The sequence below is a fragment of the Microbulbifer elongatus genome (assembly GCF_021165935.1).
Classification (GTDB): domain Bacteria; phylum Pseudomonadota; class Gammaproteobacteria; order Pseudomonadales; family Cellvibrionaceae; genus Microbulbifer; species Microbulbifer elongatus.
In genome coordinates this window covers 3,086,724-3,099,183 of sequence record NZ_CP088953.1, presented here as the reverse complement: position 1 = coordinate 3,099,183, position 12,460 = coordinate 3,086,724, and the positions used below count along the sequence as shown (strand labels likewise).

Annotated in this window: 13 protein-coding genes and 2 tRNA genes; 14 read left to right on the top strand and 1 reads right to left on the bottom strand. The window is 54.0% G+C overall.

The genetic code is table 11. The annotated features are described in order from the left end of the window. Positions 1-2: 2 nt before the first annotated feature. Complete coding sequence (locus LRR79_RS12770; RefSeq protein WP_231757581.1) at positions 3-974, bottom strand: DMT family transporter; 972 nt, start codon at positions 972-974, stop codon at positions 3-5. A gap of 207 nt (positions 975-1,181) precedes the next feature. Here LRR79_RS12770 and LRR79_RS12765 point away from each other — a divergent pair. From LRR79_RS12765 to LRR79_RS12700, 14 genes are all read left to right on the top strand, one after another. Beyond that, positions 1,182-1,258 (top strand) — tRNA-Val (locus tag LRR79_RS12765). 207 nt (positions 1,259-1,465) lie between these two features. Continuing rightward, complete coding sequence (thrS, locus tag LRR79_RS12760) at positions 1,466-3,400, top strand: threonine--tRNA ligase (protein WP_231757580.1); 1,935 nt, start codon at positions 1,466-1,468, stop codon at positions 3,398-3,400. A gap of 52 nt (positions 3,401-3,452) precedes the next feature. After that, positions 3,453-3,980 carry a translation initiation factor IF-3 gene (infC, locus tag LRR79_RS12755; protein WP_231757579.1) on the top strand — a complete coding sequence of 176 codons (528 nt, stop codon included), beginning with the start codon at positions 3,453-3,455 and terminating at the stop codon, positions 3,978-3,980. A 141-nt stretch (positions 3,981-4,121) separates the two neighbouring features. Next, positions 4,122-4,316 carry a 50S ribosomal protein L35 gene (rpmI, locus tag LRR79_RS12750; RefSeq protein ID WP_010131383.1) on the top strand — a complete coding sequence of 65 codons (195 nt, stop codon included), beginning with the start codon at positions 4,122-4,124 and terminating at the stop codon, positions 4,314-4,316. A gap of 36 nt (positions 4,317-4,352) precedes the next feature. Then, positions 4,353-4,712 carry a 50S ribosomal protein L20 gene (gene rplT, locus LRR79_RS12745; protein ID WP_010131381.1) on the top strand — a complete coding sequence of 120 codons (360 nt, stop codon included), beginning with the start codon at positions 4,353-4,355 and terminating at the stop codon, positions 4,710-4,712. Between the two features lie 226 nt (positions 4,713-4,938). Beyond that, positions 4,939-5,952 carry a phenylalanine--tRNA ligase subunit alpha gene (gene pheS / locus LRR79_RS12740; protein WP_231757578.1) on the top strand — a complete coding sequence of 338 codons (1,014 nt, stop codon included), beginning with the start codon at positions 4,939-4,941 and terminating at the stop codon, positions 5,950-5,952. 80 nt (positions 5,953-6,032) lie between these two features. Next, positions 6,033-8,417, top strand: coding sequence for a phenylalanine--tRNA ligase subunit beta (pheT, locus tag LRR79_RS12735; RefSeq protein WP_231757577.1), 2,385 nt, complete (start codon positions 6,033-6,035; stop codon positions 8,415-8,417). A gap of 132 nt (positions 8,418-8,549) precedes the next feature. Then, positions 8,550-8,855: an integration host factor subunit alpha gene (gene ihfA, locus LRR79_RS12730; RefSeq protein ID WP_043315900.1), complete on the top strand. Its 306-nt coding sequence runs from the start codon at positions 8,550-8,552 to the stop codon at positions 8,853-8,855. After that, complete coding sequence (locus tag LRR79_RS12725; protein WP_043315902.1) at positions 8,836-9,201, top strand: MerR family transcriptional regulator; 366 nt, start codon at positions 8,836-8,838, stop codon at positions 9,199-9,201. Before ihfA ends, LRR79_RS12725 begins: the two co-directional genes overlap by 20 nt. Positions 9,202-9,338: 137 nt before the next feature. Beyond that, a tRNA-Pro gene (locus LRR79_RS12720) sits at positions 9,339-9,415 on the top strand. Positions 9,416-9,643: 228 nt separating this feature from the next. After that, positions 9,644-10,483, top strand: a complete 840-nt coding sequence (locus LRR79_RS12715; RefSeq protein WP_231757576.1) for a sce7726 family protein — start codon at positions 9,644-9,646, stop codon at positions 10,481-10,483. Between the two features lie 12 nt (positions 10,484-10,495). After that, positions 10,496-10,993 carry a sce7725 family protein gene (locus tag LRR79_RS12710; RefSeq protein WP_231757575.1) on the top strand — a complete coding sequence of 166 codons (498 nt, stop codon included), beginning with the start codon at positions 10,496-10,498 and terminating at the stop codon, positions 10,991-10,993. Continuing rightward, the gene (locus LRR79_RS12705) at positions 10,980-11,423 is read left to right on the top strand and encodes a sce7725 family protein (protein ID WP_231757574.1); all 444 of its coding nucleotides are present in this window, start codon (positions 10,980-10,982) and stop codon (positions 11,421-11,423) included. The genes LRR79_RS12710 and LRR79_RS12705 overlap by 14 nt, the downstream gene beginning before the upstream one ends. Continuing rightward, on the top strand, positions 11,416-12,447 hold the full coding sequence (locus LRR79_RS12700; protein WP_231757573.1) for an RES family NAD+ phosphorylase: 1,032 nt from the start codon (positions 11,416-11,418) through the stop codon (positions 12,445-12,447). Before LRR79_RS12705 ends, LRR79_RS12700 begins: the two co-directional genes overlap by 8 nt. Positions 12,448-12,460: the final 13 nt, after the last annotated feature.

Genomic DNA, 12,460 nt, shown 5'->3' with positions numbered 1-12,460 from the left:
CACTAGTTCGTCTGCTTGCTGGCCGGTGCAGCCTTGGGTTGGCTGGGCTGTTTCAACAGTAGCAGGCTGCCGATGATTACCGCCATGCCGAGCAGATGCATCGCGGTAAACGGCTCTCCCAGTACCAGGGCTGCGGCGATCAGTGTCACCACCGGGCCGGAGGTACCAATGGCACCGGTGGTGGCGGAACCGATCTGCAGGATCGCGGCGCTCATCATCAGGGACGGAATCACCGTACATAGAAACGCGACCGCCAGCGCGTAGCCGTAAACCGGCCATGGCTGCTGCAGGCGCGACCAGTCACCCTGAAGTGCAAAATGCACGGCAATGGCGGCACTTGCAGCCAGCATAGCCAGGGCGGTGAACTGCCGGCTCCCCAGTGTCTTGATCACTTTCTCGCTGAACGCCACATAGAGCGAAAAGCTGAGTGCGCTGCCAAAGGTCAGCAGTGCACCCCAGCTGACGCCGTCAAGGTGTACCCAGCCCGGGGTTGGTACGCCGGTGCTGAAATCCTGATCCTGCCAGTAAATCAGCAGAATGCCCCCATAGGCCCCGGCCAGGCACAGCAACTGTCGGGGTGTTGCGGATTTGCCCAGGAACAGCCAGCCCAACATCAGCACCAGGGTGGGGTATAGGTAGATGATCAGTCGCTCGAAATTTGCGCTGATATAGCGCAGCCCCTGCAGATCGAGAAAGCTCGCCAGGTAATAGCTGCAGAGTCCGAGTGCGATCGTAATCAACGCGTTCTGCCCGCTCACCGGCTGCCACTGTCCGCCTCGACGCAGCAGGAGCAGGATGGCGATGTAAAACGGCAGGGCGAGGGCCATGCGCAGGAGAATGAAAGTCTCCACATCCACGCCGTAGCGATACGCGAGCTTGATAAAGATCGCCTTGATGGAAAAGAGGGCGGCGGCGCCCAGTGCCAGCAGAAAGCCGCTGCGGCTGATCGGGCTATCGGTTGGAGGGGGGCTCATAAAATCCTTCGTGTCCGGCGGCGGGAGACCTGTGGAATGGGTGCGCGGTCTCTGTGCTGCATCCTGCAGTCGGCTCACGATACCCCAAGTGCTTGATTAGCGGAAATTTTTTCTGTTTTCGGTAGTTGAAAAGCAAAAAAGCTGGTGCTAAAGTTCGCGTCCTCTGCAACGGGGGCCGTATTCTACGGGTTCCAGTTGTCAGTCTTTAGACCCGTAGCTCAGTTGGTTAGAGCGCTGCCTTGACATGGCAGAGGTCAGCAGTTCGAGTCTGCTCGGGTCTACCATTTACCTACTCTTTACAAAAAGACGTCCTGTCTTTTGGTAAAGGTCGCACTGAAAAAGCTGCACAAAATGTCATTTTGCTTGTTTTTCAGTGCTCGCGCCGGGGCTCCCCCCGGCGGCGGTGCATCCATGCACCGCTCTCGCTAGCCAAGCGCTAATTGCTCATGCGGTCTTTCGTAGGGATCGCCACTGAAACAAAAGGAAGAACAATGCCTGTTGTTACCCTCCCTGACGGTTCCCGTCGCGAATTCTCCAATCCTGTTTCCGTATTCGACGTTGCCAATGATATTGGTCCCGGTCTGGCCAAAGCGGCGCTGGCGGGTGTCGTCGACGGCAAGGAAGTGGATACCAGTTTTGTTATCGATCACGACGCCGAATTGGCCATCGTGACCGATCGCCAGCCAGAAGGCCTGGAAATCATCCGTCATTCCACCGCGCACCTGCTGGCCCAGGCGGTCAAGCAGTTGTATCCGGGTGCTCAGGTCACCATTGGTCCGGTGATCGAAGACGGCTTTTATTACGATTTCGCCTACGAGCGGCAATTTACCCCGGAAGATCTCGAGAAGATCGAGAAGCGCATGGAAGAGCTGGCCAAGGAAGATATTCCGGTCAGCCGTCGCTTGCTGCCCCGGGACGACGCGGTCAAATACTTCCGCGAGATGGGGGAAGAGTACAAGGCGGAAATCATCGCCAGTATCCCCACCAACGAAGATATCTCCCTGTACCGCCAGGGCGACTTTGAAGACCTGTGCCGCGGCCCGCACGTACCGTCCACCGGCAAGCTGAAGGCTTTCAAACTGACCAAAGTGGCCGGCGCCTACTGGCGTGGCGATGCCAACAACGAGATGCTGACCCGTGTATACGGCACCGCATGGGCCAACAAGAAAGAGCTCAAGGCGTACCTGCACCGTATCGCGGAAGCGGAAAAGCGCGATCACCGCAAGCTGGCGAAGAAGTTTGACCTGTTCCATATTCAGGAAGAGGCGCCGGGCATGGTGTTCTGGCACCCCAACGGCTGGACCGTGTACAGCACCGTTGAACAGTACATGCGGGAGCGCCAGCGCGAGCGCGGCTATAAAGAGATCAAGACCCCGCAGCTGGTGGACTTCTCCCTGTGGCAGAAATCCGGTCACGCCGACAAGTTCGGCGACGACATGTTCACATTGACCAGCGAAGAGCGTCAGTTTGCCATCAAGCCCATGAACTGCCCCTGTCACGTGCAGGTGTTCAATCAGGGCCTGCGCAGCTACCGGGATCTGCCCCTGCGTCTGGCGGAGTTCGGCTCCTGTCACCGCAGCGAACCCTCCGGTTCCCTGCACGGCCTGATGCGTGTGCGCGGTTTTGTGCAGGACGATGGCCACATCTTCTGTACCGAAGACCAGATCCAGTCGGAAGTATCCGAGTTCATGGACCTGCTGCACGCGGTCTATAAAGACTTCGGCTTCGAAGAAGTGATCTATCGTTTATCTACCCGTCCGGAACAGCGCGTCGGTTCCGACGAAAGCTGGGACAAGGCGGAGAAAGCCCTGGCAGACGCCCTGAATGCGGCGGATCTGCCCTGGGAAGAGCTGCCGGGTGAGGGCGCCTTCTACGGGCCCAAGATCGAATTCTCCCTGAAAGACTGCCTCGGCCGTGTATGGCAGTGCGGCACCATTCAGGTGGACTTCTCCATGCCGGGCCGCCTGGACGCCCAGTATGTGGCGGAAGATGGCTCTCGTCAGACCCCGGTAATGCTGCACCGCGCGACCCTCGGGTCATTCGAGCGCTTTATCGGTATTCTGATCGAGAACTACGAGGGCGCCTTCCCGACCTGGTTGGCCCCGCAGCAGGTGGCGGTGCTGAATATCACCGATCGCCAGTCCGAGTACTGCAAAAACCTCGAGTCCAAGCTGGGTGCAGAAGGTTTCCGCGCCGCTGCTGACTTGAGAAACGAGAAGATCGGCTTTAAAATCCGCGAGCACACGCTTCAGCGTGTCCCTTATCTGCTGGTCATCGGCGATAAGGAAGTGGAAAACCAGACGGTCGCCGTGCGGACACGTAGCGGTGAGGACCTCGGAACCATGACTTACGAGTCTTTCCTTGAGCTCCTCCGCCAGGATGTGGATCGCCGCGGCCGTTCGTCTATTGAGGGCGCAGCTGAATAAGCGCCCAGTAGACTTTTATTAATTACCGGAGACGAGTGTTATTAAACGAGATATGAAAGGAAAGTCCAAAAAGGCCCGTATCAACGATCAGATTGAAGCGTCGCAACTGCGACTGATCGGTGCGGATGGTGAACAGGTAGGTATTGTTTCTCTGGATGAGGCGCTGGAACACGCGCAGAAAGCCAACCTGGATCTCGTTGAAATTGCCTCGGACTCCGATCCCATCGTCTGTAAAATCATGGACTATGGTAAGCACGTATTTGAGGCCAAGAAGGCTAAAAATGCGGCTAAGAAGAAACAAAAGCAGCAGCAGATCAAGGAAATGAAGTTCCGTCCCGGTACCGATATCGGCGACTACCAGATCAAACTGCGCAACCTGACCCGCTTCCTGGAAGCTGGGGACAAGGCGAAAGTCTCCCTGCGCTTCCGTGGCCGTGAAATGGCCCACCAGGAGCTGGGGATGGAAATGATGCAGCGCATCGAGAAAGATCTCGAGGAGCTGGGTACTGTGGAGCAGCGGCCGAAAATGGAAGGCCGCCAGATGATCATGGTCATCGCGCCCAGTAAAAAGAAAAAGTAAGGCGCAGGGTTCACTCTGCACCTTCTTTTCGGGAAGTGATCGGGCGACGGCTGCCTTCTCACTCCCGCACAGTTACAGGCCTCGGCCTGTAGCCAATTAAACAAGCCCATTCGTGGGTCATTATTTACTTTGGAGTACAAAATGCCGAAAGCAAAAGTACATTCTGGCGCTGCAAAGCGTTTCAAGAAGACCGCTTCGGGCTACAAGCACAAGCACGCCAACAAGAGCCACATCCTCACCAAGATGACCACCAAGCGTAAGCGTCAGCTGCGCGGCACCAACACTTTGAACAAGTCTGATGCCACCCTGGTCGATCGCATGCTGCGCGCCAAGTAATTGGCTGCACACGTAAGTTTTTAAGAGGATATTGATATGGCCCGTGTAAAACGTGGTGTAGTGGCGCGTCGTAGTCACAAGAAAATTCTGAAGCAGGCTAAAGGTTACTACGGTGCGCGTTCTCGCGTATTCCGCGTAGCCAAGCAGGCAGTCATCAAAGCTGGTCAGTACGCTTACCGCGACCGTCGCGTTAAGAAGCGTAACTTCCGCGCTCTGTGGATCACGCGTATCAACGCCCAGTCCCGCGCTGAAGGCCTGAGCTACAGCCGACTGATTGCTGGCCTGAAGAAGGCGGATATCGCTCTGGATCGCCGTGTTCTGGCTGATCTGGCGGTATACGACAAAGCCGCTTTTGCTGCCGTAGTTGAAAAAGCCAAGGCAGCCCTGGCAGCTTAATTAGCGCCTGCAGAATAAATCGGCCCGTAAGGGCGGATTTGTGCTTTAAAAATAGGGAAGGGCTGTTTGGCTCTTCCCTATTTTTTTATCTGTAATGTCTATACAGAACAAATTTCTGACGCGGTGGACTGCTATTATCCGCTGCGGAAAATAAGTACTCATTGTCACTCATCGATCAGAACGAGTCAGAGCGAGCGAATAGCGAGCCTTAAGCGAGATAGTATCAATGCAAGAATTGCAGTCCCTCACCGAGCAGGCGCTGGCGCTGGTAGAAAAGGCCGGCGACCTCGCCGCACTGGACCAGGTGCGGGTAGATTACCTGGGTAAGAAAGGCCAGATCACCGCACTGCTGAAAGGTCTGGGCAAGCTCTCTGCGGAAGAGCGTCCTGCGGCGGGAGCCAAAATCAACGAAGCCAAGCAGCAGGTGCAGGACGCGATCAATGCCCGCCGCGCCGCGATGGAAAAGGCGGCCATTGAAGAAAAGCTGGCCAAAGAGACCATCGACGTCACCCTGCCGGGCCGCGGTGAAGACCACGGCAGCATGCACCCCATCACCCGCACCCTGCGTCGCATCGAAGAGATCTTCCAGCGCCTCGGCTTCTCTGTCGAGCAGGGCCCGGAGGTGGAGGGTGACTACTACAACTTTGAAGCGCTCAACATCCCCGCCCACCACCCGGCGCGGGCGATGCACGACACCTTCTATATCGATCCGTCCACGGTACTGCGCACCCACACGTCCTCCGTGCAGATCCGCACCATGGAGAAGACCAACCCGCCGTTGCGCATTATCTGCCCGGGCCGCGTGTACCGCTGTGATTCCGACGTCACCCACTCGCCCATGTTCCACCAGGTGGAAGGCCTGGTGATTGACGAAGGCGTGAGCTTCGCCCACCTGAAAGGCTGCATCGACCAGTTCCTGAAAGCCTTCTTTGAAGCAGATGTACCGGTGCGATTCCGCCCGTCCTACTTTCCGTTTACCGAGCCGTCTGCGGAAGCCGACATCCAGTGCACCAACTGTGGCGGTGAAGGCTGCCGCGTGTGCTCCGGCACTGGCTGGCTGGAAATTCTCGGCTGCGGCATGGTGCACCCCAATGTCTTCGCCTCCTGCGATATCGACAGCGAAAAATACTCCGGCTTTGCCTTCGGCCTCGGCGTCGAGCGTATGGCCATGCTGCGTTACGGCGTAAACGACCTGCGCCTGTTCTTCGACAACGACCTGCGTTTCCTCAAGCAGTTCTAAATCGAATCCAATTTATTGGGAGCCCACTGTGTGGGTGAACCGCGCAAAGCGCGCAAGAAACAAATAGCTAGAGATCAGATATGAAATTCAGCAACGCCTGGTTACGGGAGTGGGTAAACCCGGACCTGACAGCACAGCAGCTGGCCGACCAGATCACCATGGCGGGCCTGGAAGTGGACGCCGTAGAGCCAGTAGCCGGCGCATTTTCCGGTGTGGTCGTCGGTGAAATCGTCGCCTGTGAACAGCATCCGGACGCCGACAAACTGCGCGTCTGTAAAGTAAAAGGCCACCCGGAAGGGGAGATGCAAGTGGTCTGCGGCGCACCCAATGCGCGCACCGGCATCAAGATTCCTTTCGCGTTAGTGGGCGCCAAGCTGCCCGGCGATTTCAAAATCAAGAAAGCCAAACTGCGCGGCGTCGAGAGCTTCGGCATGCTGTGTGCCCAGACCGAACTGGAGCTGGGTGGCGACAGCGACGGTATCTGGGAGCTGCCAGAAGACGCCGTTACCGGCACCGACCTGCGGGAATACCTGCAGCTGGACGACAGCACCATCGAGGTCGACCTGACCCCGAACCGTTCCGACTGCCTCGGCGTCGCCGGTATCGCCCGTGAAGTGGGTGTGCTGAACCGCTGCGAAGTCACCCCGCCGGTTATCGAGGCGGTTGCCCCGGTGATCGACGACAGCCTGCAGGTTTCCCTGCTCGCCGAAGACGCCTGTCCGCGCTACGTGGGCCGCGTGATCCGCAACATCAATATCGACGCGCAAACCCCACTGTGGATGCAGGAGCGCCTGCGTCGCAGCGGTGTGCGCAGCATTGATCCGGTGGTGGATGTCACCAACTATGTTCTGCTGGAACTGGGCCAGCCCATGCACGCCTTCGATCTCGCCAAATTGAGTGGCGGCATCAAGGTGCGTATGGCAGAGCAGGGCGAAAAGCTCACCCTGCTCGACGAACAGGAAGTGGAGCTGAAAGCCGACACCCTGCTGATTGCCGACGAGAAGGGCCCACTGGCCATTGCCGGCATCATGGGTGGACTGGATTCCTCCGTCACCAAGGCCACCAACGACATCTTCCTGGAAAGCGCCTTTTTCAGCCCGCTGGCCATTGCCGGTAAAGCCCGTTCCTACGGCCTGCACACAGATTCCTCCCACCGCTTCGAGCGCGGCGTGGATTACCGCCTGCAGGAAAAAGCCATTGAGCGCGCTACCCAGCTCCTGCTGGAGATCGTCGGCGGTGAACCGGGTCCGGTACACCTGCGTGAAGTGACCGAAGCCATGCCGGCGGAGCGCAATATCACCCTGCGCCGCCAGCGTGTAAGCGGTGGTCTCGGTATCGAAATGAGCGATGCCGAGATCGTCGAGATCATCACCCGCCTGGGCCTGGAAAAGATCGCTGAAGACAGCGAAGGCTGGACCTTCCTGGTGCCCAGCTTCCGTTTCGATATCGCTATCGAATCCGACCTGCTGGAAGAGCTGGCACGCGTCTACGGCTACAACCGTATTCCCAGTGTCGCCTTGAAAGCGTCTCTGGATATTGTGCCGCGCGCCGAAGCCAATGTGGCCCAGTCCCGCCTGGAGCAGACCCTGCTGTCCCGCGGCTATCAAGAGGCCATCACCTTCAGCTTTATCGATCGCGATGCCTCCGCCAAATTCGACCCGGAAGTAGAGCCTGTAGCCCTGCAGAACCCCATCAGCGCAGAGCTCTCCGTAATGCGCACCACGCTGATGCCGGGCCTGGTCAAAGCCCTGCAATACAACCTCAACCGCCAGCAGGACCGCCTGCGCCTGTTTGAAACCGGCCTGCGTTTCGTGCCCGGTAAAGAGGGTGAGGCACTGCAGCAGGAGCGTATGCTCGCCGGCCTGATCTACGGTACCCGCCAGCCGGAAGGCTGGACCGGCTCCAAGGATCTGGTGGACTTCTATGACATCAAAGCGGATGTGGAAGCACTGCTGACCCATTACGAGGCAGAAGGGGAGTTCACCTTCGTTCCTGCCCGACACGCGGCCCTGCATCCCGGCCAGTGTGCCGAGCTGCAGCGCAACGGCAAGCCTGTTGGCGTACTGGGCGCACTGCACCCGGAGCTGCAGAAGGCCTACGACCTGCCCAAAGGCGCCTTCCTGTTTGAACTGAGCCTGGATGGGTTGGGGCAGGCGGTCATTCCTGCCTTTGCTCCATTGTCCAAATTCCCCGAGGTGCGCCGCGATCTGGCCATACTGGCAGACGTGGACACTCCGGTCGGCCAGCTTGCTGAATCGGCGGTCACTGCCGCTGGTGAATTTTTGACTGACTTCAATATTTTTGACGTCTATCAGGGCAAAGGCATTGATTTTAATAGAAAAAGTGTCGCCATGGGCTTGACCTTTCAGCATCCCTCGCGCACCCTTAACGACGAAGAAATCAATGCCGCCGTGCAAGCGGTTGTTTCTGAACTAGAACAAAAATACAACGCCAGCCTGCGCTGATTCGGAAATCGCTCCGGGGTACGCAGTCTGACGCGCGTATCCCGAGAGCGTCTGCCTCCGGGTTCCAAGCCAACGCGGTACCAGGCTGAACAACCGGGAGTCGACGCCTCTGAATCTGTTGGGCAGGAACCAATGACAGAGGCACTGACCAAAGCCGGGCTCGCCGAGAAGTTGTACGAAGAGCTGGGTTTCAACAAGCGCGAAGCCAAAGAAATCGTCGAATATTTCTTCGAGGAAATCCGCAACGCCCTTGAAAATAACGAGCAGGTCAAACTGTCGGGGTTTGGCAATTTCGATCTGCGTGACAAAAGCCAGCGCCCGGGACGGAACCCCAAGACTGGCGAAGAAATCCCCATTTCCGCGAGAAGGGTAGTCACCTTCAAGCCGGGGCAAAAACTCAAGGCACGAGTAGAAGAAGATGCTGGAAGCGAGTCATAACAGCGAACTCCCTGTAATCCCGGGGAAACGCTATTTCACCATCGGTGAGGTCAGCGAGCTGTGTGCTGTAAAACCTCACGTACTGCGCTACTGGGAGCAGGAATTCCCGCAGCTCAGCCCGGTCAAACGTCGCGGCAACCGCCGCTACTACCAACACCAGGATGTCATCCTCATCCGCCAGATCCGCGCACTTCTGTACGAAGAGGGCTACACCATTGGCGGCGCACGCCTGCAGATGGAAAGCGGTACCTCCGAGAAAGTGCAGACGGTTCAGTTGAACCAGGTGATCCCACAGATGATCGCCGAGCTGGAAGGTGTGCTGGAACTGCTGGAAGTGGAAGCCTGATCTAACCAGAGTCAAAAAGGCGCAAAACGGGCTTGCATTCCCACCGTACTTCGGTATGATTTGCGCCTCATCGCAAAGCGATGCCCCTTATAAATCAAGCACTTACGTCACTTTGACCGCTCGATTTATATCTCCATCGGAGTGTAGCGCAGCCTGGTAGCGCACCACACTGGGGGTGTGGTGGTCGTCGGTTCAAATCCGGCCACTCCGACCATAAAACCGTTGTATATCAACGGCTTAAAAGCCTGCCAATAGAGCGGGCTTTTTTGTGTCTTGTGTTTAAGTCCACATTAAGTCCGATTGAGTTCTTGTTGGGAAGAAACTGGCGGTGTAGTCTTCGTTTTGGCTTGATTGTCAAGTGAGAGCCTTTTTATGTAATTCGCATTAGCTTCGAATGGATGTGTAAGTTGCTCCTTCACGAGCGAGAGATTTCCGTGAATCGATGAAAACTATAAATTACAAAGAAGTCTCAAAAATTTTTAATAGTTCGAGCTTGGCTTCGCTGAGTGAGGGTGACTATTCCTTTGTGGAGTATGTTTCGCGAAGTCTGTTTTCGACAACCAAAATTGCCAGCTTTACATCATTTTTCAATGAAGTTTTTAACGAGCTCAATCGAGGTTATAGAACAGAATATATCTACAAGAATTTTCTGGTTCTTCGTCACCTGCTTGGGCGGCACTCTGTAAATACCTCTACCATGCTTTCTGAATTCCGGGTTGGTTCAAATAAAGCTGACTGCGTAATCTTAAATGGTAAGTCAACTTGCTATGAAATTAAGACGGAATACGACTCCCTTATTCGACTGAATGACCAAGTTAAACAGTATCGAAAATTGTTTGATGAAGTGTATGTTGTTTGTTCTGAGAAAAATTGCTCTGATGTAATTGAAACTTTAGAACAAGGGGTGGGAATTCTTATTCTTTCGGATAGATCTTACTTCAAAAAAGTAAGGGAACCTTGTAGGCGGAAAGGCGGGATAGATCGTGAGGCACTAGTTAAATCGCTGAGGAAGGCTGAGTATCAGGAGTTGGCATTTCTTGTGTCAGGTAAGTTGCCATCCGCTACAAACGCTCAACTATTTTCAATGTGTCGTGAGTTGGTCTTGGATGCTGAAGAAGATGATCTGGCGGAAGGTTATCTAGCGATGCTCAAGAAACACAGAGCTGTGAAAAACCATTTAATTGATTTCATGCCATTTTCTTTGAAAAATGCGGCCGTAAGTTATCGATTTACTCAAGAACAAGAAAAAAATTTGATTTCCATTTTTAGGGATAAAGCTTAACAGGGAGTGGTAATGTACTTTCCTCTACTTAGGAGTAAGCAATTTGAATTGTTTGCTCTCCGAGAGCTTCTTAGTTCTGGGGTTGTCAGTCCGGAAAATTTTTGTCCGGTCATAGAACCCGTTCGGAAGAAGTTAAGGCCGCTGATTTCTACCATCAAATCGTTAAACGAAAGCGGTTTTGTCCCTCTAGTGATTGTTAATCCTACTGTTGGTGATGTTGTAGGCGGCATGTCAGAGCTGATGCCCGAGTTGTCTGGCAACGATTTAAAATTTTTGCCATGTGTTGCGCTTCGTGACTCCTCGGATGAAGCGGCAAGAAGAGTTATCGATGCTCTGAGTGGGGATTTTGCGATTTTTGTAACAGGAGGTGTTGATCGGGAGATTGTGGGGGTATCTGGTGCTGCAAAATATACTATTGTTGACGAAAGTACGCCGCCTCCGGCGATTAGAAGCTTAGAAAATGTTGTCTTGATTGGTGATTTTTTTTCAAAAGCAATTGCGAAACTCTGATTATAAAGATGAATCCCCTTTTTCCTACCTGCATGTAACTTATAGCGAAAGCCCGAAGGTTGTCGGTTTCGGTGACTATACTATTCTCCCGAAAGATTTTTCTGAGGGGGGTGGCCCAGCATATGTTGTAACTATTCATGCTTCGTATATCAATGCAGACCGTTTCGATGAAATGTATGTTAGGCATTATTCTTCGTATGACGATAGGTCTCCAACGGACCCTGGCGGTAAGTTTCTTGATGCGTTGGGTAAGCTTGTAAATGAGATGAATGCTGAGCCTCGCATGTTTAGTGCGACAGATGGTATGGCAGAGTTTGAAGCTTTACACGAGAAGAAGCATTTCCCAGGGCTTGGCCACGTCAAGAAAATTTCAATTAAGCATCATGTAGAAACTATTTGCGGTTACCTCAAGGAGAGTGAAGGTGGCTGAGGTTTGTACCCAGTGCTTTTCTGACTTGGCGATAAAAGAAGAAATTCAGTTTAAAGGCGCTTTTGGTGAATGCAGTTTTTGTCGGGAAGTGGGGAATCTGGTCGTTGACGTGATGGCCTTGGCAGATTTATTTGAGCCTACCACGGAGTGCCTGATTGAAAGCGAGCATGGTGTTTCAGCTGTCGATATATACTCATCGGAATTCAAGTTGTTTAACGCGTGTATGGGGGACCCAAAGCCCTTTTTGTCGTTGATTCTTGGTGATGATTTTCTGGGTAAAATGTACGAGTTGCCTTCAGAAGTGGCGAGTCAGAGAGAAGAGTGGCGTAGCTTTAAGAAAGAGCTTAAACACGGAAATAGGTATTTCCCACAGTATGAAGAGTATAGGGGGTTATTTTCTCGGCGCGGAGATGATTACGGGATTTTTGGTGACTTAATTTCTCAGCTTCAAAAGAAGTACTACAAAGGCGACCAGTTTTATCGCACAAGGTTATCGGAGGATGAGCTGCTAAGTGCAGAAGAAATGGGGCGACCTCCAGCTATTAGAACCTCTAATGGACGCGCAAACCCTGCGGGAATTTCGTATCTATATGTGTCTGAAGATCAAGATACGGCTGTAAAAGAGGTGCGCCCTAGTATCGGTGGAACAGTTTTCATCTCTGAGATTCTTGTTCGAGAAGACTTTCGTGTAATTGACCTGACCTCTCCAAAGGTGATGGCATCTGTCTTAAAGTTTGAGGGTGAGAGGATGGTGCCAGCTCTCAAGTACTTGAACTTGCTTGAGAGTTTTTCGAGTGACCTTGCGAATCCAGTAATTCCTGAAAAATCTCACCTTGAATATGTCCCCACGCAGTTTGTTTGCGAGTTTCTAAAAAATATTGCCGACTTCAATGGTATTCGATATGCGAGTTCATATGGTTCTCACGCCAATTTGGTCCTTTTTGGGGACGAAAAGCTCGAGATTATTGAACCCGGAAAACATATCGTCACCGGTGCAAGTGTCGAGTATGCGCTGAATACGTAAGTTCAAAGGCCTA